The organism is Pectobacterium sp. CFBP8739 (assembly GCF_013449375.1).
Classification (GTDB): Bacteria; Pseudomonadota; Gammaproteobacteria; order Enterobacterales; family Enterobacteriaceae; genus Pectobacterium.
Genome location: NZ_JACDRR010000006.1, coordinates 215123 through 240647, shown reverse-complemented (window position 1 = coordinate 240647; position 25525 = coordinate 215123). Strand labels below are relative to the sequence as shown.

The window sequence follows — 25525 nt, the reverse complement described above, 5'->3', positions numbered from 1 at the left end:
CTCCTGAACAACCATGACGACAATCCAGCAGAATCTACAGGACATCCGGCAGCAAATCGCCACCGCCGCTGTGCATTGCGCGCGAGCACCAGAAGAAATTACGCTACTTGCAGTCAGTAAAACCAAACCTGTGAGCGCGATCGAAGAAGCTATCGCGGCAGGGCAAAAGGCATTTGGCGAGAACTATGTTCAGGAAGGCGTGGAGAAAATTCATTATTTCCAGGAAAACCACCCGACTACGCCGCTGGAATGGCACTTTATCGGTCCGTTACAGTCAAACAAAAGTCGACTGGTGGCTGAGAATTTCGACTGGTTTCATACCGTAGATCGTCTGCGCATCGCGCAGCGTCTGAGTGAACAACGTCCGGCCACGTTGCCACCGTTAAATGTTCTGTTGCAGATTAATATCAGCGGCGAACCGAGCAAATCCGGCATTATGGTCGATGAACTCGCAGAACTCGCCGCTGGCGTCGCCGCACTGCCCAACCTGCGCCTGCGTGGCCTGATGGCGATCCCGGCACCAGAAACCGATTATGAACAGCAGTTGGTCGTTTTCAAACAAATGGCAGCACTGTTCCAAACGTTGTCCGCAACTTATCCGCATATTGATACACTCTCTATGGGGATGACGGACGACATGCGCGCGGCGATTACCGCTGGCAGCACGCTGGTGCGTATTGGCACGGCAATCTTTGGCGCGCGGGACTATGCAGCAAAAGACTATGCAGCAAAAAGCGTATAACCAAACCATCAGCCAAAAGCGTATAAACCGCAGAGGCACGCCCTGAACGGCACGTCATCTTTGACAAACAGGTGAGCAACGAGGATGCAGATGCAGCAACGTAAAATAGCGTTTATTGGTGCCGGAAACATGGCACAGGCCATTATCGCCGGGTTAGTCAACGGCGGTTACCCCGCTCAACACATCAGCGTCTGCGCGCCTTCGGGTAAGAATCGCGATGCGCTGGCTGCACAATACGGCGTGATCAGCAGCGCAGACAATGTCTGTTGCGCGCAGGAAGCGGACGTTATTGTACTGGCCGTCAAACCGCAAATGATGGCGACAGTTTGCGAACCGCTGCATGAACACGTCAACTTCACGGGTAAATTGGTACTCTCGATTGCGGCAGGCATCAGCATTGCCCGTTTCCAGGCGCTGCTGGGAGCACCGCTGAATATCGTACGAATTATGCCAAATACGCCATCTCTGGTCGGAAAAGGCATGAGCGGAATGTATGCTCCCGCGTCCGTCAGTCAGGCGGATAAAGACTTCACCGCACAACTGATGCAAAGTGTCGGTAAGATTTGCTGGGTGGATAGCGAACCGGGCATTAACGGCGTGATCGCCGCCGCAGGCAGCGCCCCCGCCTATTTCTTCCTGTTTATGGAAGCGATGCAGCAGGAGGCTATTCGTCAGGGGTTCAGCCAGGAAACCGCTCGCCTGCTGGTGCAGCAGGCCGCTTCCGGTGCTGCCGCGCTGGTTGAAGCCAATCCCGATACGCCGCTGTCAACGCTGCGGGAAAATGTCACCTCCAAGGGCGGCACGACGGCAGAAGCGCTGCGGGTATTTAATGAACAGCAGTTGACGCAAACCGTGTCTGAGGCCATGCAGGCGGCAATTGCTCGCGCACAGGAAATGGAAACGCTTTTTTAACCAAAGCGGGTTCCCCGATTCTTTATCTTATAAGGAAAAGACGTACTTATGCTCACCCTGACTTTTCTGGTCAAAACGCTGGTTGACCTCTATGTAATGGTCCTGTTGCTGCGCATCTGGATGCAGTGGTCACGCAGCGATTTCTATAACCCGTTGTCGCAGTTTGTCGTCAAAATCACCCAGCCGATTGTCGGGCCGCTGCGCCGCATTTTGCCGTCATTAGGGCCGATTGATAGCGCCTCGCTGCTGCTGGCCTTTATTCTCACGACGATCAAATACCCGTTACTGCTGTTGATTCAGGTTGGCGCGATTTCCCTCAGCCCCATGAACCTGCTGGTCGGGCTCATTTCGCTGATTAAATCCGCGGGCTATCTGGTCTTCTGGGTCATCATCATCCGTTCCATTATGAGCTGGGTCAGTCAGGGCCGTAGCCCTATTGAGTATCTGCTGCATCAGTTGACTGAACCGCTCATGGCGCCACTTCGCCGCATTATTCCGGTCATGGGTGGCATTGATTTCTCTGCGATGGCCGTGATTTTGATTCTGTATATGCTCAACTATCTGGGCATGGATCTGTTCCCAGGGCTGTGGTTCCTGCTGTGAGTGCCATTACCCGCCACGGCGACGCGCTGGTGATTCGGCTGTATATTCAGCCGAAAGCCAGCCGGGATCAGATCGTGGGTTTACATGGCGACGAACTGAAAGTCGCCATCACCGCACCACCGGTGGATGGGCAGGCCAATGCCCATTTGACCAAATTCCTCGCCAAACAGTTTCGAGTCGCCAAGAGTCTGGTCGTGATTGAAAAAGGCGAACTCGGACGGCATAAACAGATTAGAATTACCCATCCGCAACACATCCCGGCTGACGTCGCGGGCTTCATTGAATAAACACGATTGAATAAACACGCAGGACAAGACGATGCAAAAAGTGGTTTTGGCTACCGGAAACCCCGGAAAAGTGCGCGAGCTCGCCAGCTTGCTGGCCGATTTCGGTCTGGATATTGTGGCGCAGACTGAACTGGGCGTGGATTCCGCCGAAGAAACCGGTCTGACTTTCATCGAAAACGCCATCCTGAAAGCACGTCATGCGGCGCACATCACAGGGCTACCGGCGATTGCCGATGATTCTGGTCTGGCTGTCGATGCGCTGGGCGGCGCGCCTGGCATTTACTCGGCCCGCTACGCGGGTGTGGATGCCAGCGACCAGCAGAATCTGGATAAGCTACTGCTGACACTAAAAGATGTGCCGGACGAACAGCGTCGTGCCAGCTTCCACTGCGTGTTGGTTTATCTGCGCCACGCTGAAGACCCAACGCCGATTGTCTGCCACGGTAGCTGGCAGGGTGTACTGACGCATGAAGCAGCAGGCAGCGGCGGCTTCGGCTATGACCCGATCTTCTTCGTGCCGGAGTTGGGTAAAACAGCAGCAGAACTGACGCGTGAAGAGAAGAACGCGCAGTCTCACCGCGGTCAGGCGCTGCGCCTGCTGCTGGATGCGCTACGCAATGCTTAAGCTTCCCCCGCTCAGCCTGTACATCCATATTCCGTGGTGCGTACAGAAATGTCCGTACTGCGATTTCAACTCTCACGCGCTGAAAGGCGACGTACCGCATCAGGAATATGTCGATCACCTGCTGGCGGATCTGGACGCCGATTTGCCGTTAGCGAGCGGTCGTGAACTGCACTCGATCTTTATCGGCGGCGGCACGCCTAGCCTGCTGAGCGCGGAAGCGATGCAGGCATTGCTCGACGGCGTTCGGGCGAGAATTCCGCTAACGCCGGATGCCGAAATTACGATGGAAGCCAATCCCGGAACGGTTGAAGCTGACCGCTTCAGTGGCTATCAGCGTGCAGGCATAAACCGAATATCTATTGGCGTGCAGAGTTTCGATCCGCAAAAGCTGACGCGCTTAGGGCGTATTCACGGCCCGGGCGAAGCCAAGCGTGCCGCGCATCTGGCGACCGGTCTGGGCTTACGCAGCTTTAATCTGGACCTGATGCACGGCTTGCCGGATCAATCGTTGGACGAAGCGCTGGACGATCTGCGTCAGGCCATTGCGCTCAATCCGCCGCATTTATCGTGGTATCAACTCACCATTGAACCGAATACGCTGTTCAGCTCGCGTCCGCCGACGCTACCGGACGATGACGCGCTGTGGGACATCTACGAGCAGGGTCACGCGTTACTGAGCGCCGCCGGTTACCAGCAGTATGAAACCTCTGCCTATGCCAAACCGGGCTACCAGTGTCAGCACAACCTAAATTACTGGCGCTTCGGTGATTATTTGGGGATTGGCTGTGGCGCGCACGGCAAGCTGACCTTCAGCGACGGGCGCATTCTGCGCACGGTCAAAGTCCGCCATCCGCGTGGCTATATGCAGGGCACCTATCTGGATAAACAACACGACGTCGCCAATGGCGATCGGCCATTTGAGTTTTTCATGAACCGCTTTCGCCTGCTAGAAGCCGCGCCGCGTGCAGATTTCACAGCGTACACCGGTTTGGAAGAACACAGCATCCGCTCGCAGTTGGATCAGGCGCTGGCGCAAGGCTACCTGACGGAAACCGCCACGCACTGGCAAATCACCGAACACGGCAAACTGTTCCTGAACTCCCTGCTGGAACTGTTTCTGGTGGAAGAAGAGTAATCATTCCGTGGGCAGGTTTACCACAGAAAACCTGCCCATTGCTTCCCACCCTCTTTCTCCTTTTGCAACGCTTACAGCTCCTTCATCAGTCGCAGGACATTGTGCGGCATCTTAAGTGGCTATGAGCCCTTTTCAGCGACCATAGGTTTCATTAGCTCAGACGTGAACTGACGGTTTTCGCTAATAGAACGCGATTAAATCTGACAGGCTGTAATGAACGAGGTGCTGACGTTTACACTCATGATCATCGCTTATGTACGCATTACGAACATAGCGCTGTAGTAATCATCGGTAGCAGCTCAACTTAGCCATGTACACTTGCTTTGTACTAAGATGCTTATCTAATAGATGATTTAAGAAATCGTCTCAAGACCAAGATGGATTTATCAACATGACTAGAACAGAAAGACTTCTCGAATTACTAGAGATATTAAGGGCACAAAGATATCCGATAACTGCATCCACACTCTCAGAAAAATTGGGAATAAGTGTGCGCTCTCTTTACAGAGATATAAAAACGCTACAGCATCAAGGAGTATGCATTGAAGGTGGTGCTGGAATTGGTTACATCGTTAAGTCTGACTTTCATTTGCCGCCCTTAAACCTTTCCCATGAGGAAATCAATGCCATTACACTTGGGTTAAATTGGGTGTCTCATAATACGGATTATCATTTCAAAATTACCGCAAAGAAGGCGCTTGCAAAAATACATTCTGTCATTCCCAGTGAATTAAAAAACCTTATTGAGAGTCAATCCTATCTGATCGGTCCTTCAGAAAAAAATGAGATTTTTTTTGAAGACATTCGCAATGCTATTAAAAAGCGAAAAAGAATAAAAATCACGTATTGTGACAAGAAGAATTCTTACTCTTTTCGAGTCATATGGCCCATCGGATTGGTATACATGGAGTCATGCTGGCTTTTGGTTGCATGGTGTGAGATGAGAAATGATTTTCGTCATTTTAGAACTGACAAAATTCAAGACATTGTGCAACTGGATTCCACATATAGTGAAGCAAGGGCAGTTTTATTGAAAAAATGGAGAGTAAAAGAAGGGATCCGTGAGGAGAAAGAATACTGACAAAAACTGTCACAGCTAATTTGTATACTACCCCAGGTGAAAGACTCAATTCTATTTCATAGGGGAAATCATGCATTTCAAGAATAAAGTTGCTGTCATAACAGGAAGTACCGCAGGTATAGGTGAGGCAGTCGCAGAGCAATTACACAAACATGGATCTAAGGTCGTTATTGTATCCCGTTCGTCAGAACAGGCTAAACAAAAAGCGAAACAATTATCTTCACAGGGACAACAAGCCGTAGGGATCGGATGTGATGTGTCACAGCCCGAACAAGTACGGCAAATGATAGATGATGTTATCAAACATTTCGGCAGACTTGATTATGCAGTAAATAATGCAGGTTTAACCGGTGAACATGGTAAAAATATAACTGAGCAGACAATTGAAAACTGGGATAAGGTTATTGCCACCTCATTGAGCGGCGTTTTTTACTGTCTAAAATATGAAATACCTCAGATGATGAAGTTTGGTGGCTCTATAGTTAATTTATCCGCAGTAAATGGTTTGGTTGGCATTCCTGGATTAGCACCTTACACCGTGGCTAAACATGGTATAATCGGTTTAACCCAAACCGCAGCGCTAGAGTTTGCATGTCAAGGCATTCGAATCAATGCAGTCGCTCCGGGCTATGTCCAAACCCCACGAATGAGTGAGTTCCCAGAAAATATCGTATGTAGTTTCGCAAATAGCCACCCTATGAAAAGAATGGCAAAAATGCGAGAAATAGCAGACTTCATATTGTTTTTGCTGTCAGATAATTCCGCGTTCTGTACCGGCGGAGTTTATCCAATCGATGGTGGCTATTTAGCCAAGTAAAATTTCCCTAAAGCCCTTTTAAACGCTAAGAATTGCCTCGCCAAAGTCGTAGGCTCGATGAAGTGTATAGTAAACGCTTCCATTATCGAGCCTGTGATGAAAGTATTTCCAGTATGGATTAATGTGAGGATTCATGATCGGCTCTCCATTGATTAGTACATCATCGACGTTAGAAAAGTCTGTTTTTGGCACAAAACCGCCCGTCAGATTAGGTTTAACTCTGTGCAGTAACCGTACCAACTCAGGCCAGAGCGGCTACATATAAGCCGCAACACAATCTCAAACAATATCAGCCGGTTCAGGCTAAACGAGGATTGAATTTTTACCTGCGGTTATGACACAGTAAAACCCTATCAAGGTCTTTCTATCAAACCCTGTTTATCAACAACCTGCTGGTAACGATGATGAAACGTATAACAACGATCATAGTGGCGTTGCTGGTCACAGCAACATTGAGCGGCTGTAACACCACGCGCGGCTTTGGCCAGGATGTGCAAAAACTCGGTAGCACCATTTCCCACGCTGCCAGCTAATCAGCTTTCAGATAGCAAAAAACCGGCCATACGTTAGCCGGTTTTTTTGTTTAAGCCACAATCCCAATAACTTCCGCTACATGCCCTCTCTAAAACGAATGAATTTCCAGAACAAACGACAACATTCTGGATTTAATCTTTTCATTTTTATGATGTTACACGCGTAAAGAATCACGCGGAGACGAACATGACCGCCGGATGAACGGCATGGATGCCGTGAAAGCCAGCGCCGCGTCGGGAGCGCGTCGCTGGTGGTCCGGCAGCGGGCATGAGCGTCGAAGGCACCGCGAAGCGGCGTGATTCCCCGCAAGAAGCCTGGGGTCACGGGGCAGCGGCGATTGAGCTGCACCGTGTCGGGCGCATACGACAATGGTTGCAAAAATAGCCTTAATCAACGCGCACGAAACATTTAGGGTACTGACAGAATGCTAAATCTAGGTTTTTAGGAATCCCTAATTTCAGAACGCCGACAGCATATCAATATGCGGAATGCCGTCTTCGTCATATTCCTCACCGGTCGCCACAAAGCCGAACGCACCGTAGAACGCTTGCAGGTGAGCCTGCGCGGACAGGAAAAGATGCTTTTGCGGCCAGTGGCGTGCACAGGCAATCAGCGCGTGCTCCATCAGTTGATGCCCCAGATGTTGCCCTCGAGCATGCGACGCGACAATCACACGGCCAATCGTCACCACATCGTTATTCGGATGGGGAGCGAGCAAGCGAGCATACGCAGCCAGTTTGCCGTCACGGTACGCCGCAATATGGCGATTGCCGTCCACCAGATCGCGACCATCAATATCCAAATAGGGACAGGTTTGCTCGACTACGAATACCTGATTGCGCAGCGCCAATATGTCATGCAGTGAATACACGTTAAGGTCTGCCACATCCCAGTCATGCCATATCAAACTCATACCTTTCCCCATTACACAATGTGTTCATTACACGATACGTTTATTCTTTACCTGCGCCGACGGAACGATCGTGGCGCTTAGCCAGAATCAGCCATGCCCACAGCAGCGCAATAGCCAGCGCAAACAAGACGCCAAAGCCAATCCCGATGGTGATAACCGACACGCCGAGTTTCACCACCAGAGAATAGAGCCCCAACATTAACAGCATAGCGCCGTTCTCACCCAAATTCTGCACGGCGATCGCATTCCCCGCACCGACGCTAGCCTTCCCACGCTCCTGCAACAACGCATTCAGCGGGACAATGAAGAACCCACCCAGCGCCCCCAGCAGAATCAGCAGGGAGTAGGCGCTCATGAGGTTGTGCTGGAGCGTAAAAATCACCACCACTACGCCGATTAGGAACCCCGCGGGCAGGCAGCGCCGCACGCTATCGAGCGTTACCAGCTTCGCAGCCGCCCCAGCCCCCACCACGATGCCCACGGCGACCATCGCGTTAAGCAGCGTTGGCGTGGCATTGTCGGTAATCCCAAGCGCATGCGGCACCCACAGCACCAGCAGAAAGCGCAGCGTCACGCCCGCGCCCCAGAACATACTGGTGCCGATCAGCGAGAGCCGGGCGTCGCCATCGCGCCACAGCACCCGACAGGCAGAAAAGAAGCTGCTCGCCATCTGCACCGGATGCCACGGCTGTCCTGGCCGCGCCGCGTTGAGACGAGGGATCAGCATGTTCGCTCCCAGCGCTATGCCGTAAGCCACCGCACAAACCGACAGCGCCCCGTAAATGTTCCAGTCCGCCAGCACGCCGCCAGCGACGGAACCAGTTAGGATCGCCGCAATTGTTGAGGCTTCCATCAGCCCATTGGCTTTGACCAACTGATCGCCACGCGTGATCTCACCCAAAATGCCGTATTTCGCTGGTGAATACGCGGCGGCACCAATCCCCACCAGCGTGTATCCCAGAAACGGATTACCGCCCACGCAAATCAGCAGCGCACCCGCCAGCTTCAGGGTATTGGCGAACATCATCACCTGCCCTTTGGAGAAGCTGTCCGCGATTTGCCCGACAAACGGTGCCAGAATGATGTACGCGGCGACAAACCCCATCTGCAAAAACGGCTGGCTCCAGTCGGGATACACCAGCTGTTTGATCAGCGCTAACGTGGCAAACAACAGCGCGTTATCGCCAAACGCGGAGAAGAATTGCGCGATAATCACCGCGCTCATACTGCGCGACAGCAAAGGCGTCGCGGGTTCAGTCTGTTGACTCATGCATTAAGCTCCGACGCGTTAGTGGCTGGTTCTTCGGCCATGTGGCGTAGCGTGACAAAGTCAGGCTTGCCGCTGCCGAGTAGCGGTAAGGCTTTCACATAGCGAATATCACGCGGCACCGCCAGTTCCGGTACGCCGCTGCTGCGAGCTTGTGCAAGCAATGCGTCACGGGTGATCTGGTTGTCCGTCGTAAACAGCACCAGCGCCTCGCCTTTACTGCTGTCACTTTTCGCACTGGCGGCATGCTGCGCTTCCGGCGACACCTTCGCAGCCAGTTGTTCTACGCTTTCGAGCGAGACCATCTCCCCCGCCAGTTTGGCAAAGCGCTTCACACGGCCGATAATGGTGCAGAACCCTTTTTCATCCAGTTCGACGATATCACCGGTGTCATACCAGCCCTGCTGCAACTCTCCCTGCGCATTTTCTGCCGCTGGCGTTTCCAGCACGCCGGGGTTTTCCACCCGTAGATAGCCTTTCATGATATTTGGCCCACGCAGTTGCAGGCGGCCACCGCGCGTAATGCCCGGCACCGTGATCAACCGCGATTCAATTTCCGGCAACAGCTTGCCGACGGAATGGATTTTCGTCGCCATCGGCACGTTGATCGCCACCACCGGCGCGCACTCGGTCACGCCGTAGCCTTCCAGAATGCGGATACCAAATTTGTCCTGCCAGGCCTGACGCGTGGTTTCAGACAGCTTTTCTGCCCCAGCAACCACATAGCGCAGGCGAGCAAAATCATACGGATGGGCAAAGCGCGCATAGTTGCCTAAAAACGTAGACGTACCAAACAGCACGGTGCAGTTCTGGTCGTAAACCAGCTCCGGCACGATGCGATAATGCAGCGGGCTGGGATAAAGGAACACGCGAGCGCCCGTCATCAGCGGCGTTAATAGCCCCACCGTCAGACCAAACGCATGGAACAGCGGCAGCGCAGACATAAAGCGGTCACGCGGCGTGAAGTCCGCCACGGTGCGAATCTGCTCAACATTCGCCAGCAGGCTGTCATGAGAATGCACGACGCCTTTCGGGTTTCCCTCGGAACCAGAGGTAAACAGCACGATGGCCGCATCATCGGGTTTTTGCGGCAGCATCGCGCGAGCTGGGAACAGCAGATGAAACAGGATCCACAGCTTATCAGCCAGCGTCACGGTGTCTTTCAAGTCTTCCAGATAGACCCAGTTGGCCTCGCTGACCTGCTTCGGCAAATCCGTCAGCTTGCCCTTTTCAAGAAACTGGCGAGACGTGACAATCGTTTTGATCCCCGCCGCTTTCATCGCGCTTTGTAGCCCTTTCGCGCCAGCGGTGTAGTTCAGCATGGCAGGAACGCGGTTACGCAGCGAGGCACCCAGAATGGATGCTGCGGTGATGGTCGCGTTGGGCAACAACATACCGACATGTTCATCCGCACGGGTGAAACGCTGCAAAATGCGCGATACGCCCAGCGATTTTTTCAATAAGCCCTGATAGCTGTCTTCCTTGAAGGAGATATCCGCAATGCTGGCAGAACGCCGTCCGTAACGGGTTCTCGCCGCCAGAAAGGCCTGATACAGCGTATGCTGTGGACGCGTGTCCATTCGCGCCTTCATCATAATCTGGTGCAAGTGTTCACCAGCCAGCGCACGGCGTTCTCTGGCACTGCTGGCTTCCGGCATCGGCAATGTGGTAGGTGGTAAATAGGTGATCGTGATTGGTGGGAAGCAGCGGCGTTTAAACACACCCGCCAACCGGCCAAACGGCGTGAACTCGGCGCCATCAATGCGCACGGGGATAATCGTCGCCCCGGATTTCGCCGCGACAAACGCCGCGCCGCTGTAAATTTTCATCAACGATCCGGTAACACTGATTCGCCCTTCGGGAAAAACCACGACAGGCTGACCACGATCGATCACCTTAATCAACGCTTTTATCGCCAACGGCTTGGTGGGATCTAACGGCACGAAATCGATATACGGCTTCAGCCAGCGCATAAACCAGCGTTCGGAAATGGAAGAGTACACCGCAAAGACGGGTTTTATCGGTAAGAATAACGCCAGCAAAACACCATCAAGGAAAGAGACGTGGTTAGGGGTGATGAGCAATTTGGCTTGCTGAAACTGGCTGCTGTCGCCCTCGATCCGGATGCGGTACAGACGCTGGAACACCCAACGTAACAGGGTATGAATCATGCCTTCTCCCAATAGACAGATAAACGGGCAGCTTGCCGAAGCGCAAAACCACCGAGCGATACGTCAAAATACTACATACCTATCATACTTCAAGTGACGGGTACGCGGCTGAACGTGAAGGTTGCCGTCGGCACAGCATTCACATCGCATGAAAATTGCGGGAGATAACAAAAACGGAAAATTCAGGCAAAAAAAAACCTACGCATCCGCGTAGGTTGGTGTAATCAAATGATTTCAATGTACAGAGCACATCGACATATCACCAATCAATACCTCTGGGACTTGTTACTCTAAGGATCGCCACTTATCTTCACCAGCGATGAATCGAAAGAGTTATCCTATAAGTGCAACCAACTGTAAAATTCTAGCGAATCATGTAAGGCAGCCGCCGTTTCACCCGACTTTCGCCGCATAAATCCCGCTATTTTCCCCGAAAGGTTCCTTTTCCCTCGGATGTCTGTTTTTCGCCCTTTTACCGTCCGATCACATTTCCTGACTTTTTATGGGTAAATGACTCTTTAAATACAGGGGCATTAGTCCACTTTTTCAGCAGAATCAATCAGAAAGTGAGGAGTAGGATCGCGGAGTCTGCATGGGGCAGACATTGAACTTAACCAGGTGTGTGTAACGAATAATGAAGAACTACAAAATAGGTACCCGACTGGCCGGCGGCTTTGGCCTGCTTATTGCCCTTTCTCTGGCCATGCTGACCAGCGGCATTTATCAACTCAACCAGGTGTCCCACAGTACGCAACAGATGATGCAAGAACCGCTGCGTAAGGAGCGGCTGGCATCAGACTGGCATGCCACGCTTGTCGCTGGCGTCCAACGCAGCATGGCGGTTGCCCGCAGCAATGACGATTCACTGGTTGAGCTGTTTGCGGCGGAAAACACGCGCGCTAGTAAAGAAAGCGGTAAACGGCAGGAGCAATTTGCCAGCCTGATTTCCACTCCCGAAGAAAAAGCCTTATTCGACAAAGTCGGCGAATACCGTCAGTCCTACATCAAAAAGCGCGATGCAATTATCGCGGAAAAAGGTGCAGGTAATTTCGATCGTGCCAGAACGCTCTTCGACAACGAATTCGTTCCGGCTTCCAACGGTTATCTGGCCAGCGTGGAAGCGCTGCGTGATCATCAGCGCGCCAGCATCGACCAAATGGGGCAAGACATTAACGCTGGCGCCAGCCGTGGCGACCTCATTCTCGCGGTGACCGGTGCGCTGAGCGCCATCATCGGCGTCCTGATCGCCTGGGTGCTCACACGCAGTATCGTGCAGCCGCTGGCGCGGGCAGTACGTGCGACACAAGCCGTCGCAGCGGGTGACCTGACGCATAACGTGCAGCCGGAAGGACGCGATGAAGCCGCCCAATTGCTGCACGCCCTGCAAGACATGACAGTGCGTCTACGTTCTATTGTTGGTGAAGTTCGTCAGGGCTCTGAATCTATCGCCGGCGCGTCTTCACAGCTTGCCGCAGGCAACATCGATCTATCCAGCCGCACGGAAGAACAGGCTAGTGCGCTACAGGAAACCGCCGCATCCATTGAGCAGTTGAGTTCGACGGTCAGGCAGAATGCCGATAACGCGCGTCAAGCCAACCAGTTGGCGCAGTCGACCACGCAGCAAGCACAGTCGGGCGGACAACTGGTCGCAGAAGTGGTGAAAACCATGGGCGCGATTGATTCTTCGTCGAAGAAGATCGTCGATATCATCGGCGTGATCGACAGCATTGCGTTCCAAACCAACATTCTGGCGTTGAATGCCGCCGTAGAAGCCGCGCGGGCAGGTGAACAAGGCCGTGGTTTCGCCGTGGTCGCCAGTGAAGTACGCAGTCTGGCGCAGCGTAGCGCCTCTGCCGCCAAAGAGATCAAAGAACTGATCGATCGTTCCGTTCAAACCGTGGAAGCAGGCAACCGGCTGGTGGTGCAAGCGGGCGCGTCAATACAGGATATCGTCAACGGCGTGCGCAAGGTCAGTGATTTGGTCGGCGAGATTAGCTCTGCCAGCAATGAGCAGACGATGGGCATTGAGCAAGTGAACGTCGCGGTAAACCAGATGGAAGTCACGACCCAGCAGAATGCGTCGCTGGTGAATGAAGCGTCAGCCGCCACGCAATCGCTCCAGCAGCAGGCCGCCCAGTTGGCCGAGACGGTCAGCCAGTTCCGTCTGGGTAACGATCACCAGGTCGCCCGTACGCCAGCGGCAGCGCCTTCGTTAGCCCTGCAACCGGCATTGGCCGCACCGGGTAAAAGTGCTACCACAGCGGGTGAAGGTGACTGGACCTCGTTCTGATGTCCGCAACTTCTCCGCATCTGCTGTCTCTTAGCCTGCATAGAAACACGACTAAGACGAAGGGACAGCCTACAGCGACTGGTGATACAGCCGGACGGTTTTATCTGGGTAGTCCACCCCATCGCCGATGTAACGCCAGCCGTGTTTTTCGTAATAGCCGCTAAAGGTGGCGTACAGATAGAGATCGTCAAAACCCTGACGGCGGCAGAAGTCCAGTACGTGCTGTTGCAGCGCCAGACCCAGCCCTTTGTCACGCTGGCTTTCTTCCACGTACAGCGATGCCAGCCAGGGCGTCAGATCCTGTCGGCTGATTAAATCGCAGCGCCATAATCCCACCGTCCCGACTAAGCGCTCGCCTTCCAGCGCGATAAACGTCAGTGGCAGCGCCGCTGGGTTCAGGCTATTACGCACTACGCTGGCAAAGAATTCACGGCTGTTCTCGCTGCCGAACGCCTGCCAAATCCAGTCAATCACCTGCTCTTGATGCTGAGGGTGATCCGCCAGATAAACAATTTTCACGCTAGACATGTCCGTCATGATTACACCAGTTTCCCCTGGAAGATCGGCACAGACTCAAACAAATAGCCGTCAAACTCCGGTGCATCAGCGTCAGAGATTTCCATCAACGTATTTTTAACGTTTTCGAGGTGCTGCCACATGGCCTGATAAGACCCTGACACATCACGACGCCGCAGCGCCGCCAGAATAGCCTGATGATCCGCCAGCCATTTCAGGCGATAACCCTGTGTCCCAACGTGGGTATAAAGCTGCTGCCAAAGCGCGTTATCGTCACGGCACGCCCAGATATTGCTGACCGTTTCCAGCAGCATCTGGTTTTGTGTCGCACCGGCAATTTGCAGGTGGAACAGGCGATCGAAATCGCCGCGGTAATCTTTTCCGGCAATCGCCGCTTGCTCTTGCTCCAGCGTCTTGCGCAGGTTTTCGATATCCGCCCGCGTCGCCATACGAGCTGCAAACGCAGCGATGTTGCTTTCGAGCAGTTGGCGAGCCTGTAGCATTTCAAACGCGCCGATATGGCTTTTAGCGCCGTCTGCCGCCTCGTCTTCATCGGGAATGCGCAGGACATAAACCCCCGATCCCTGACGAATATCGACCGTGCCTTCCAGTTCCAGCATCAGTAGCGCTTCGCGTACTATCGTCCGGCTAACGCCATAGGTTTCCGCAATATTTCGTTCAGGAGGAAGGCGCGATCCGACGGGATAATCCCCTGACTGAATCTTCTGACGTAAATCACAGCCGATTTCCTGATATTGCTTCTTCTCTTGCAGAACCACATCCTTCGCCACGCTTTCACCCTACATGCACTGTCGCCCTAGGTGCGGACGTCAGGCCCGCACCGAATATACCCAGCCACGTACTGACGTCGCGGCGGTGCGCTAGTCTACCAAACTCAGCGCCTGATCCAGCACTTTTGCGCCATTTAATGTGCCGTAGGCGACAGGGTCGATCACCGCGATAGGAATCTGGTAGCTATCCGTCAGCTTTTTATTTTCGTTAAGCTTGAAACGCACCTGCGGCCCCAGTAAAACGGCAATAATATCGCTGCTGAACTCCTGCAATTCATCCCGCAGGTTTTGTTCCGGGATGGCGTAAATTTTCAGTTCCATTCCCCGAGTTTCCGCTTCTTTCTCCATCTTGGTGACCACCAGTGAGGTCGACATGCCTGCCGAGCAAGCCAGTACGATTCTTTTCATATTCCGTTCCTCATTTTGGTTATCTGCACCTACTTCTCTTCATCATCCAGCGTCAATTCAAGCCGACGCGTGTCGTGTAGCTGGCGAAACCAGGCAGCGGATTTTTTCGGCCGCCGTTGCCGATCCTGCTCCAGATCGATTTCGATCAATCCGTAGCGATTTTTAAACGCGTTCATCGGCGAGACGTTGTCGGTAAACGCCCATAGCATGTAGCCGCGGCAGTTTGCGCCCTCTTCCTTCGCCTTCAGCGTCCAGTACAGGTGCTCAGCGATAAAGGCAATGCGGTAATCGTCCTGAATCACCCCCTTGTCGTCTTTAAAGCGCGATTCGTTCTCAATACCGATGCCATTTTCCGCCACAAACCACGGCGCATTGCCGTAGTCACGCTCCATGCGTTTCGCCATGTCGTAAATGATCTTGGGATTGATCTCCCAGCCGCGCGAGGTGTTCATACGACGCCCCGGCAGCTCAAAATGCTCGTAGTAATAGGCCGGATGGAACGGCGTCTCTTTGTTCCATTCGCGGCTGGGCGCTTTGACTCGGTGCGGGTAATACAGGTTGATCCCTACCTCATCGACAGTGTTATCCCGAATGATCGCCAGCTCGTCTTCCGTGTAATCCCACTTCACCTGATGCTGTGCCAGCAGCGCCACCAGCTCTGCCGGATACTCACCTTTCAACGCCGGATCGAGAAACACCCGGTTATAGAACAGATCGTAAAGGTGCGCCGCTTTCACATCGTGTTCCGCTCGGGATCGTGGATACGTCACTTCGGGATTGAGGATCACGCCGATCGAGCCGCCATCACGGTGATAGCCCTGCTGCCGAAACCGCTGCACCACTTTTGCCGTCGCCAGATTCTTATGGTGATTCCACTGCATCCAGGTGTGCGTGTTCTGTTCATAAGGGTAGCGTAGCGCGTCCAGATAAACGCGCGTCTGCACCACAATTGGCTCATTGAAGGTAAACCAGCGCTTCACTTTCCCGGCATAGCGGGCGAAAACCGCGTCGGCGTACAGCACAAACCACTCCACCACCTGCTTGGATGACCAGCCCTGATACTTCTCCAGCAGGCAGGCGGGCAGCTCGTAATGTTCGAGACAGATCATCGGCTCGATCCCCTGCCGGTGCATTTCATCCAGCAGGTTATCGATATAGGCGGCATACTCCTCATCGACGATGCCTTTCTCATAGTCCAGCATAAAGCGTGACCAGTTGATCGACGTACGATAGTGCGTCAGCCCCGCCAGTTTCATCAGTGCTACATCTTCCCGATAGCGATTAAAGAAGTCCGTCGCTTTTGCCGGGCCATAGCCGTTGTGCCAGACCTGACGATCCTGCTTGTACCAGAGATCCAGATAGGAATCCTGCCCTTCTTTCTTGCCGCTCCATCCTTCCGTTTGCCATGCCGATGCCGCCGCGCCCAGAATAAAATCAGGTGGAATAGTCAGTGCAACCTTACTCATGCATTACCTCTCTTCTCGTCCGTTTCAGGCTTTTTCCGCTGCGACCTGTTTTTCTGCTTCCAACTGCGCCAGCTCGGCACGACGGGACGCCACTTTGACAAACGGCAGATAGATCAACATCGCAACGATGATGCACACGATCTGTGTCGCGACGGCCCCCATCGATCCTGCCGTCGACAGCCAGGCGTTAATGATCGGCGGTGTCGTCCACGGCACCATCACCACCGCTTTACCCGCAAACCCCATGCTGGTCGCGAAATAGCCGATCGTCCCCGTCACTAACGGTGTGATAATGAAGGGAATAGCTAAAATCGGGTTGAGCATAATCGGCATACCAAAAATCACCGGCTCATTAATATTGAACACGCTGGGGCCGAAAGAAATTTTGGCGATCTCTTTCATCTCTTTGCGCTTGGATGCAATCATCACCGCCAGCAGCAGACCAATGGTCAGGCCGGAACCGCCGATGCTCATGTACACATCCCAAAATGGCATGGTGATAATGTTCGGGATCTCATGCCCCTGCTCGAACGCGGTCATGTTGACGGCAATCGCCCCCAGCAGTAGCGGCTCACGAATCGGTTTAATCATCTGGTTACCGTGGATGCCGATCACCCAGAACAACTGTGCGACAAACATCAGCACCAGTAAACCAGGTAGGCTTTGCACCACCGATTCCAGCGGCTGCTGCACGACTTTATAAACGGCGTCATACAGGTACATGCCCGTCACGCGGTGAAACACAAACCCGAAGGTGGCGATAGCGACAACCGTGATGATGGAAGGAAACAGCGCAGAAAAAGAGGCCGCAACGTTGGGCGGTACGCTGTCCGGCATTTTAATCTGCAATCGATCGACATTTTGCAGCTTGGTATACATCTCGACAGACAGGATGGCGATGAACATCCCCAGAAACAGGCTCTTCGTATCGGAGAACTGTTTCGCCAGCACGTCTTTCACCACCATCATCTGCCCGTTAACGGCCATTTCAATCGTGGTTGGCGTCACGGCAATAAAGCAGATCACCGCCAGCAAGCCGGGAAACAGCCCGCGTGAACCGTTAATCTTCCCGAGTTCGATACCAATCAGGAAAACGGCACCGATAGTCAGAAAGCTGAGCGTGGCATAGTTAATGCCGCTCATAATCGGTTTCAGTTCAGCCAGAAAAGAAAACATAGAAAAACTGGCCAGACCATTTTTCGGATCCATCACCATGTTGGAAATCAGAACGGAAAACGCCCCGACGATAATGACGGGCATCAGCGTAATAAAGGATGCCTTAATCGCCATAATATAACGCAGACTGTTAAATTTATTGGCAAAAGAGCCCAATGAATCAATCAGTTGGTCCTTAAATGACATAACACCACCTCTTTCATCATCATATTGTTATATCGCGTGTAACACGCGGGATGGCCGTTACGCGCAGGGTAAATGCAGGTACCGCGCTTTCGCGTTTGGCATACCAAAAATCAACCATAATGAATTATTTTTCTGTGACAGGATTCTCACAAGGCAATATTGGAATTCCAATATGATGAAAATGTGATTTTTGGCATACCATAAATGGTCAGTGGACGTAGAGCCGATCCCTGACAGCGAGAAGGAAATTGATGATGAAAGACACAGAGAACCTCCCTGCATTCGATATGGAACAAACCGTGATGGAGCTTCTGATTAATGCGGGTGAAGCGCGCTCAAACGCCATGATGGCGATTCAAGCTGCGCGTCAACGGGAATGGCAACAGGCTGACGACCTGCTCGCCGCGTCGCTCGAAGCCGCACGTGAGGCTCACCGTGTTCAAACACGGCTGATCGGTCTGGACGAAGGGGAAGGCAAAGTGCCCGTCAATCTGATCATGGTGCATGCGCAGGATCATCTGATGACCGCGATGCTATGCCGGGATTTAGCAGAAGAGATTGTCCTATTACGACGAGAAATGGCCACATCACAAAACTGACAAAAATTTGATTGAGAAACGAGCACCGGACGTTAAACCCAACAATAGGCCTGTGGTAGCATGTCCTATGATGTTCGTAACAGGGATGGACAGGCGCTTAGCCCGTCATCATACTCAATTAAGGTGCAGCCATGAAAACCATGCAGGAAGTGGCGAAACGTGCAGGGGTGTCTAAAGCGACCGTATCCCGCGTGCTCAACGACACCGGTCAGGTCAAGCAGGCAACACGCGATGCGGTATTTCGGGCAATGGACGAACTTGGCTACCGCCCTAACTTTCTGGCTCGTTCTCTGGCTCGCCGTACGTCAAACAGTATCGGTCTTGTTATCTCTAATTTCGACGGCCCTTACTTTGGCCGCCTGCTGCGCCGTGCTACGGATATCGCGGAAAGCCACGGTAAACACCTCATTGTGACCGATGGGCACGATACGCCGGAGGATGAGCAGCAAGCGGTGCAACTTCTGTCAGACAGGCAGTGCGATGCGATAATTCTCTATACCCGTTATATGTCCGAATCGGACCTCATGACGCTGCTCGACACGCTAACCATTCCGATGATCGTGATGAATCGCGATCTGCCTCAGGCGCGGGAGCGCTGCATTTTCTTCCGCCAGCAGCAGGCCGCGTTTGACGTGGTGAATTACCTGATCGAACAGGGTCACCGCGAGATCGCCTGCATCACCGCACCGATGCAAACGCCGACGGCACAGGCACGGCTCGCGGGCTATCAGCAGGCATTAACCACTCACCAGATCGTGTTTGAACCACTGCGTGTGGCGTATGGAACCAGCATGGTGGCCAGTGGCTATCAGGCCGCACGGCAGTTGCTGAACAGCGGCATGAGCTTTAGCGCACTGTTTGCCAGCAACGACCACATGGCCATTGGCGCGATGAAAGCATTGTACGAAGCGGGGAAAAAATTACCGCAGGATGTCTCCGTCTTCGGCTTTGACGACGAACCCTGCGCCACCTACCTGCACCCGTCACTCTCCACCGTCTACATGCCGATTGAAGAGATGGCCGCTACCGCGATTACGCAAGTGCTGGATCTGATCGCTGGCAAAGACGTCAAACCACTACAGCCCTTCACCGGAGAGCTAAAAATCCGCGAGTCGGTACAGAAAGGGCCGTATTACACAGCGTAACACTCACAGTAAAACCGCTCCCCGAGCAAGCAGCCTGCTCGGGGCCCCCTCTTTAGCTATGTTCAATGAACATCACCACACTCGTATGGGCTTCCAGCGCGTCAAACAGATGCGGGACGTCGGCAGAATAGCTGATGCAATCCCCTGTGCTTAGTTCAGCGTTCAGGGGAAAGGCAGACCACCTCACCCCAGACATGGCCAAATCAGGGTTATTAAAGCGCTTCCAGCGCCAGCAGCTCGTCTAGCGTCTGACGGCGGCGAATCAGGCGCGGTTCGCCATTTTCAAACAGCACTTCCGGCAGCAGCGGACGGCTGTTGTAGTTAGAGGACATCGATGCGCCATACGCGCCAGTGTCGTGGAAGACCAGATAGTCGCCCACCTGTGCATCCGGCAGCGGGAACGTCTCCACACCGCCACCCGCCTGCTGGGTAAACACATCACCGGATTCACACAGCGGCCCGGCAATCACGCTATCGCGCAGCGTGGACTGGCTGATATCGCGACCATCACCCGGCAGCAGAGAAACATGGTGATAGCTGCCGTACATCGCCGGACGCATCAGGTCGTTAAACCCGGCATCAACCAGCACAAAGTGACGGCTTCCCATGGATTTGACCGCCCGCACTTCCGCTACCAACACGCCAGATTCCGCGACCAGAAAACGTCCTGGCTCGATTTCCAGCGTCACCGGATGACCGAGATGCGCGGCAATTTTCTCACGCGCCGCGTTCCACAGTCCGTAATAGTGCTCGGTATCAATCGCTTCTTCGCCGTGGCGATACGGAATGGATAACCCGCCGCCTGCGGAAATCGCCTCAATATCCTGCCCCAGCTCAACAACCTGACGCACCATCGCTTCACACACCTGCTCCAGATGGCCATAATCCACACCGGAACCAATATGCATGTGGATGCCCACCAGGTTCAGCTGATAGCGCTGAATATGCGCCAGCGCCAGCGGCAAATCACCGTACCAGATACCGTGCTTGCTGTTTTCACCGCCAGTGTTGGTTTTCTGGCTGTGACCATGACCAAAGCCCGGATTCACGCGCAGCCATACCGGGTGCCCCGGCGACTGCTGACCCAGTTGTTCCAGCATGTCGACCGAACCAGCGTTCACCGGAATATTCAGTTCGGAAACGCGCTGTAACGTCGGACGATCCAGCAGATCGGCAGTAAACACGATCTCATGTGCCTGGGTGCCCGGCACAAACCCCGCAATCAGCGCACGCTCAATCTCTCCCAGCGATACCGAATCCACTTTCACACCCTGCTCACGCATCAGGCGCAAAATGTGCGTGTTGGAACACGCCTTCTGCGCGAAGCGGATCGTGTCGAACTGGCGCAGTTGGGCGATACGGTTAACGATGGTCTGCGCGTCATAGGCCCAGACTGGGCAACCAAAGCGGGCAGGCAGTTCACGCAGGCTTTGCGCATTCAGGGAATGGGTTATGTCATTCAGATCGTGAGGCATAAAAGTTACCGATTTACAGGGTTAAACGTGATTGAGAAACACTATAAAAATCCTCCAATGGGTAAACAAATATCGTTTTAAGCAGACTCTATTCATTTCTGATATGGTTTATCGCAACGGTAGTAATAAGAATGAAGGAGGCGATATGGCAGCAATATCCTTACGACACATTGAGATTTTCCATGCGGTCATGACGACTGGGAATCTGACAGAAGCGGCAGCGCTGCTGAACACCTCGCAGCCGACCGTCAGCCGCGAGCTGGCACGTTTTGAGAAACTAATTCAGATGACACTGTTCGAGCGGCTGCGCGGCAGGCTTTACCCCACCGCACAGGGGCTACAGCTGTTTGAAGAAGTCCAGCGTTCGTATTACGGGCTGGATCGCATTATCAACGCCGCCAGCGATATTCGCCGTTTTCAGCAGGCGCAACTTTCCGTTGCCTGTCTACCCGTGTTCTCACAGTCACTGCTGCCGGATGTCTGTAAGCCGCTGCTGGCACGCTATCCTCGGCTTAATTTGCACATCATTCCGCAAGAATCGCCGCTGCTGGAAGAGTGGTTGTCCGCCCAGCGCCACGATTTAGGCTTAACGGAAAACAGCCTCACGCCCGCAGGGACAGAGCGGCAAACGCTGATGTTACTCAATGAAGTGTGCGTGCTGCCTGCCGAGCATCTGCTGGCGCAAAAAACGGTGATCACACCGCAGGATTTTGCCGATGAGCCTTTTATCAGCCTGTCGAGCGCCGATAGCTATCGCCAGTTGCTGGATAAGCTGTTTCAGGAACAGGGCGTGTCGCGCCGGATGGTGCTGGAAACGCACAGCGCGGCATCGGTGTGTGCGATGGTGCGGGCAGGCATCGGGCTGTCTATCGTCAATCCGCTCACCGCCTTGGATTATGCCGCCTCCGGCGTGGTCGTGCGGCCTTTCAGCATCGATGTGCCCTTTACCGTTAGCCTGATTCGTCCGCTGCACCGCCCTGCGTCGGCGCTGGTCGATACCGTCATTGAGCAACTCAGGCAGTACGCTGCCAACGTGCCTTCACGTCTGGAGCAGGTTTTGCAGCGCTAATAACGTGATTCGCTTGTGATGAGTACCGTCACATTGCCGATGGCTGTGCCTGCGCCCGCCAGCGAGGATCGTGCGCAAACCAGTCCACCAGAAAATCCAGCAGGGTGCGCAGCGCGGCAGGCATCTGGCGGCGCGAGGTGTAAATACCGTAAATCCCCATCGCCTGCGGGCGGTATTCCGGCAACAGCGCCACTAATTGTCCACTAGCAAGATAAGGTGCCACAGAATAGCGCGGTTGCAGCGCAATCCCTGCCCCTTCCAGCGCGCCTGCCAGCAGCACCAGCGACTCATTGCCGCTCAGGTTACCACTAACGGGAATCGTAAATTTTTCATCACCGCGGGAAAAATGCCACAGGCTTTTGCCGAAATAGGTATAGGTCAGGCAGTTGTGAATCGAGAGATCGGTCAACTGTCTCGGAATACCGTGCTCATTCAGATAAGAAGGCGATGCACACAGCACCGACTCACAGCGTGAAAGCGGTCGGGCAATCAGATTGGGATCCAACTCGTTGGTAATGCGTAACGCCAGATCGATACGCTCCTCGACCAGATTCACCGTTCGGTTATTCATTTGCAGATCGATAGCAACACGAGGATGTCGTCGCAGGAACGTCGTGATCGCCATGCCGAGCGCCCCCTGCGCCAGCGACTGCGAACAACTGACGCGCAGCAAACCGCTTAGCGTGGCATCGTCGGTCTCGGTCTCGACGCGCATATCCGCCGTCAGCGCCAGCATCTCCCGACAGCGCACCAGTGTTTTTTCACCGGCATCCGTCAGGCTCAGTTTACGCGTGGTGCGGTGCAAGAGCCGCGCACCTGCCCATGCTTCCATTTCCGCCAGATAGCGCGTCACCATCGCCCGAGACATGTCCAGCGTCTCTGCAGCGGCGATCATGCTGCCGCGATCGATGATAGCCACGAACACTTCGGCTGCCGTAATACGATCCATTAATTAGTCCGTTTTATGCAACAAACAATTGCCTGATTTGCGGTTTTTCATACGATTAATGCAACATAACATGAACCCACTTTCTGTCATACCTGTTACCTGTGGAATATCACCATGTCTAAATCTATCGCTTTTACCGTGTCTTTACTCACTGCTTCGCTGGGCCTGGCTTCTGCTGCTCACGCCGCTGAATTAAAAATTGACGTATTTAATCCAGGTGAAGCCAGTGTATTCCCCGTTTCTTCTGAAATTATCAGCGGCGATAAAGAAGTCGCGCTGATCGATGCGCAGTTCCAGCGTAACGACGCCCAAACGCTGGTTGATCGCATTAAAGCCACCGGCAAAAAACTGACCACCGTTTATATTAGCCATTCCGATCCTGACTACTATTTCGGTCTGGACGTGATTAAAGCCGCCTTCCCAGATGCGAAAATTATTGCGACTCAAGCAACCATCGACGCGATCAACGCCAGCAAAGACGGCAAAGTGGCGCATTGGGGCCCCGTTCTGAAAGACAATGCGCCGAAAGAGATCGTGGTTCCTCAAGCACTGGAAGGCGATAGCTTTACCGTTGACGGCAAAAAACTGGAAGTGAAAGGACTGAAAGGGCCAACGCCAGATCGCACGTTCGTCTGGATCCCTTCTCTGAAAGCCGTGGTCGGCGGTATTCCGGTGTCTGCCAACATCCATGTCTGGCTTGCCGATACCCAAACGCCAGAATCTCGCATTCACTGGCGTGACACGCTGAAATCCATTGAAGCGCTGAAGCCAACCACCGTCGTGCCAGGCCACTTTATCGCGCCAACCGATTACACCTTGAAAAATGTGACGTTTACACTGCAATATCTGGATACAGTGGAAAAAGCACTGGCAAAAAGCAAAGATTCTGCCGAACTCATCGCTGCAATGAAAAAACACTACCCGACGCTGAAAGAAGAATCGGGTCTTGAATTGAGCGCCAAAGTCCTGAAAGGTGAAATGAAGTGGCCACAGTAAGACTGCATTATATTTACGATCCCTTGTGCGGCTGGTGCTACGGTGCCGCCCCACTCGCGCTGGCAGCACAGGAGATTGACGGGTTGGATCTGATCCTCCACGGCGGCGGAATGATGACGGGCAGCAATAGCCGTACCATCACCCCGGAGTGGCATGATTACGTGATTCCCCACGATCACCGCATTGCACAAATGACTGGGCAAACCTTCGGGGAAGCGTATTACGAAGGGCTGCTGCGCGATACCAGCGTCATACTGGATTCTGCGCCGCCGACGGCTGCCGTACTTGCTGCGGAAGCGATGGCTGACAAAGGCATGGAGATGTTGTACCAGATTGAGCAGGCGCACTACGTTTCCGGGCTCAAGATCGCCGATGCTGCCGTGCTGCGTCAATGTGCAGAAGAAATCGGCCTGGATGGCGACGCTTTCTGCACCGAGTTCGCCTTTATTCAGGCAGAAGCGCTGTCAAAACACATCAGCGCCAGCCGAGAATTACTGGCGAAAGTACGCGGGCAAGGCTTCCCCACATTTGCACTAGAAGATGCTAACGGGAATTTCCAGCAAATTCCCGCAGCAAACTACCTCGGTCAGGTCGATGCATGGCGCAAGGTGCTGACACAGATGGTCAATTACGCGACCGCATAAGCGTTCTCACCAACCTTCCTAAGGGAGCAAGCCACGGCCTGCTCCCTTTTTTTCATTCCCGATGCCGTCTGTATCTCATCCCTTTAAACCGCTAAAGTAGATCCTTCGTGACAAATAAACGCGCTACCGCGTTTATTCATCAATCCCGTTGAGAAGGAAGCAACATGTACGAACACTGGACTGTTTTTGAAACATGGCTGGAAGCACACTGGCCTGAAGGGCGCAACGGGCTTAATCCCCCCGCCACGGAACAAGAGATCGGCGCGCTTGAACACGCGCTTGGCATCTCTCTGCCTGAGGACTATAAAGCCTGTCTGCGTATTCATAACGGGCAAGATACCTATTCCGGCGGCCTTTTCGAGAACGCAGAATTCTTATCCACGCACGCGGTACGTGAACAATGGGAAATCTGGCAGTCGCTGCTTAGCGATGGGCAATTTGAGGGCATCCAGTCCAGCCCGGAAGACGGAATCAAGGCCGACTGGTGGAATACAAAATGGATTCCCTTCACCCACAACGGCGGCGGCGATCACTATTGCCTCGATCTCGATCCGGCCCCCGGTGGCCAGCATGGCCAGATTATTACCATGTGGCACGACATGGACGAGAGAGAGAAACTGTCTTCCTCATTCGCACACTGGTTTCAGAGCTATGTCTCCGACGTGATTGCCGGAAAATACGTTTACTCCGATGAGTACGGTGGGCTGACACCGATTGATGAGCTGTAA

General features: G+C 53.6%; 26 protein-coding genes. 16 read left to right on the top strand and 10 right to left on the bottom strand.

Annotated features, from left to right (window positions below):
* Positions 1–13: 13 nt before the first annotated feature.
* From H0247_RS05495 to H0247_RS05455, 9 genes are all read left to right on the top strand, one after another.
* The gene (locus H0247_RS05495; protein WP_180741627.1) at positions 14–742 is read left to right on the top strand and encodes a YggS family pyridoxal phosphate-dependent enzyme; all 729 of its coding nucleotides are present in this window, start codon (positions 14–16) and stop codon (positions 740–742) included.
* A 90-nt stretch (positions 743–832) separates the two neighbouring features.
* A complete protein-coding gene (gene proC, locus H0247_RS05490; RefSeq protein ID WP_180741626.1) occupies positions 833–1654 on the top strand; it encodes a pyrroline-5-carboxylate reductase in 822 nt (273 codons plus the stop codon).
* A 48-nt stretch (positions 1655–1702) separates the two neighbouring features.
* Positions 1703–2257, top strand: a complete 555-nt coding sequence (locus tag H0247_RS05485) for a YggT family protein (RefSeq protein WP_010295003.1) — start codon at positions 1703–1705, stop codon at positions 2255–2257.
* On the top strand, positions 2254–2544 hold the full coding sequence (yggU, locus tag H0247_RS05480) for a DUF167 family protein YggU (protein ID WP_010295005.1): 291 nt from the start codon (positions 2254–2256) through the stop codon (positions 2542–2544). The genes H0247_RS05485 and yggU overlap by 4 nt, the downstream gene beginning before the upstream one ends.
* Before the next feature lie 31 nt (positions 2545–2575).
* Positions 2576–3169 carry an XTP/dITP diphosphatase gene (locus H0247_RS05475; RefSeq protein WP_014916538.1) on the top strand — a complete coding sequence of 198 codons (594 nt, stop codon included), beginning with the start codon at positions 2576–2578 and terminating at the stop codon, positions 3167–3169.
* Positions 3162–4304: a radical SAM family heme chaperone HemW gene (gene hemW / locus H0247_RS05470; RefSeq protein ID WP_180741625.1), complete on the top strand. Its 1143-nt coding sequence runs from the start codon at positions 3162–3164 to the stop codon at positions 4302–4304. Before H0247_RS05475 ends, hemW begins: the two co-directional genes overlap by 8 nt.
* Positions 4305–4695: 391 nt before the next feature.
* Positions 4696–5385: a YafY family protein gene (locus H0247_RS05465; RefSeq protein WP_180741624.1), complete on the top strand. Its 690-nt coding sequence runs from the start codon at positions 4696–4698 to the stop codon at positions 5383–5385.
* Between the two features lie 70 nt (positions 5386–5455).
* A complete protein-coding gene (locus tag H0247_RS05460; protein WP_180741623.1) occupies positions 5456–6202 on the top strand; it encodes an SDR family NAD(P)-dependent oxidoreductase in 747 nt (248 codons plus the stop codon).
* A gap of 404 nt (positions 6203–6606) precedes the next feature.
* The gene (locus H0247_RS05455; RefSeq protein WP_180741725.1) at positions 6607–6735 is read left to right on the top strand and encodes an entericidin A/B family lipoprotein; all 129 of its coding nucleotides are present in this window, start codon (positions 6607–6609) and stop codon (positions 6733–6735) included.
* A 458-nt stretch (positions 6736–7193) separates the two neighbouring features.
* Here H0247_RS05455 and H0247_RS05450 read toward each other — a convergent pair whose 3' ends face one another.
* The 3 genes from H0247_RS05450 to aas are packed head-to-tail and all read right to left on the bottom strand — an operon-like array spanning position 7194 to position 11087.
* A complete protein-coding gene (locus H0247_RS05450; RefSeq protein WP_180741622.1) occupies positions 7194–7649 on the bottom strand; it encodes a GNAT family N-acetyltransferase in 456 nt (151 codons plus the stop codon).
* Between the two features lie 40 nt (positions 7650–7689).
* Positions 7690–8919 carry a lysophospholipid transporter LplT gene (lplT, locus tag H0247_RS05445; RefSeq protein ID WP_180741621.1) on the bottom strand — a complete coding sequence of 410 codons (1230 nt, stop codon included), beginning with the start codon at positions 8917–8919 and terminating at the stop codon, positions 7690–7692.
* Positions 8916–11087: a bifunctional acyl-ACP--phospholipid O-acyltransferase/long-chain-fatty-acid--ACP ligase gene (gene aas, locus H0247_RS05440; protein WP_180741620.1), complete on the bottom strand. Its 2172-nt coding sequence runs from the start codon at positions 11085–11087 to the stop codon at positions 8916–8918. The genes lplT and aas overlap by 4 nt, the downstream gene beginning before the upstream one ends.
* A 634-nt stretch (positions 11088–11721) precedes the next feature.
* On the opposite strand from aas, the gene H0247_RS05435 reads away from it, so the two are divergent.
* Entirely contained in the window at positions 11722–13377 is a 1656-nt protein-coding gene (locus tag H0247_RS05435) for a methyl-accepting chemotaxis protein (RefSeq protein ID WP_180741619.1), read from the top strand.
* A 69-nt stretch (positions 13378–13446) separates the two neighbouring features.
* On the opposite strand, the gene H0247_RS05430 is transcribed toward H0247_RS05435, so the two are convergent.
* The 5 genes from H0247_RS05430 to H0247_RS05410 all read right to left on the bottom strand — a co-directional run bounded on the left by H0247_RS05430 (position 13447) and on the right by H0247_RS05410 (position 17920).
* Positions 13447–13914 (bottom strand): GNAT family N-acetyltransferase, encoded by a 468-nt coding sequence (locus tag H0247_RS05430; protein WP_180741618.1) that lies wholly within the window; start codon positions 13912–13914, stop codon positions 13447–13449.
* Positions 13915–13916: 2 nt separating this feature from the next.
* Entirely contained in the window at positions 13917–14684 is a 768-nt protein-coding gene (locus tag H0247_RS05425) for an FCD domain-containing protein (protein ID WP_180741617.1), read from the bottom strand.
* Between the two features lie 90 nt (positions 14685–14774).
* Entirely contained in the window at positions 14775–15092 is a 318-nt protein-coding gene (locus H0247_RS05420) for a PTS sugar transporter subunit IIB (protein WP_180741616.1), read from the bottom strand.
* A 29-nt stretch (positions 15093–15121) separates the two neighbouring features.
* Positions 15122–16558, bottom strand: a complete 1437-nt coding sequence (locus H0247_RS05415) for a glycoside hydrolase family 1 protein (RefSeq protein ID WP_180741615.1) — start codon at positions 16556–16558, stop codon at positions 15122–15124.
* A 24-nt stretch (positions 16559–16582) separates the two neighbouring features.
* A complete protein-coding gene (locus H0247_RS05410) occupies positions 16583–17920 on the bottom strand; it encodes a PTS sugar transporter subunit IIC (protein WP_180741614.1) in 1338 nt (445 codons plus the stop codon).
* Between the two features lie 254 nt (positions 17921–18174).
* Here H0247_RS05410 and H0247_RS05405 point away from each other — a divergent pair, with 254 nt between their 5' ends.
* Together H0247_RS05405 and H0247_RS05400 are read left to right on the top strand one after the other, a co-directional pair.
* On the top strand, positions 18175–18519 hold the full coding sequence (locus H0247_RS05405; RefSeq protein WP_015841609.1) for a PTS lactose/cellobiose transporter subunit IIA: 345 nt from the start codon (positions 18175–18177) through the stop codon (positions 18517–18519).
* 131 nt (positions 18520–18650) lie between these two features.
* Positions 18651–19664, top strand: a complete 1014-nt coding sequence (locus H0247_RS05400) for a LacI family DNA-binding transcriptional regulator (RefSeq protein ID WP_180741613.1) — start codon at positions 18651–18653, stop codon at positions 19662–19664.
* A gap of 212 nt (positions 19665–19876) precedes the next feature.
* Here the strand turns inward: H0247_RS05400 and lysA are convergent, their stop codons facing one another.
* Complete coding sequence (gene lysA / locus H0247_RS05395) at positions 19877–21139, bottom strand: diaminopimelate decarboxylase (protein WP_180741612.1); 1263 nt, start codon at positions 21137–21139, stop codon at positions 19877–19879.
* A 145-nt stretch (positions 21140–21284) separates the two neighbouring features.
* Here lysA and H0247_RS05390 point away from each other — a divergent pair, with 145 nt between their 5' ends.
* On the top strand, positions 21285–22208 hold the full coding sequence (locus H0247_RS05390; RefSeq protein WP_180741611.1) for a LysR family transcriptional regulator: 924 nt from the start codon (positions 21285–21287) through the stop codon (positions 22206–22208).
* Positions 22209–22236: 28 nt separating this feature from the next.
* On the opposite strand, the gene H0247_RS05385 is transcribed toward H0247_RS05390, so the two are convergent.
* On the bottom strand, positions 22237–23157 hold the full coding sequence (locus tag H0247_RS05385) for a LysR family transcriptional regulator (RefSeq protein ID WP_180741610.1): 921 nt from the start codon (positions 23155–23157) through the stop codon (positions 22237–22239).
* 114 nt (positions 23158–23271) lie between these two features.
* Between H0247_RS05385 and H0247_RS05380 the strand changes: the two genes are divergently transcribed.
* The 3 genes from H0247_RS05380 to H0247_RS05370 all read left to right on the top strand — a co-directional run bounded on the left by H0247_RS05380 (position 23272) and on the right by H0247_RS05370 (position 25525).
* Positions 23272–24153: an MBL fold metallo-hydrolase gene (locus H0247_RS05380; RefSeq protein ID WP_180741609.1), complete on the top strand. Its 882-nt coding sequence runs from the start codon at positions 23272–23274 to the stop codon at positions 24151–24153.
* The gene (locus H0247_RS05375) at positions 24141–24797 is read left to right on the top strand and encodes a DsbA family protein (protein ID WP_180741608.1); all 657 of its coding nucleotides are present in this window, start codon (positions 24141–24143) and stop codon (positions 24795–24797) included. Before H0247_RS05380 ends, H0247_RS05375 begins: the two co-directional genes overlap by 13 nt.
* 164 nt (positions 24798–24961) lie before the next feature.
* Entirely contained in the window at positions 24962–25525 is a 564-nt protein-coding gene (locus H0247_RS05370) for an SMI1/KNR4 family protein (RefSeq protein ID WP_180741607.1), read from the top strand.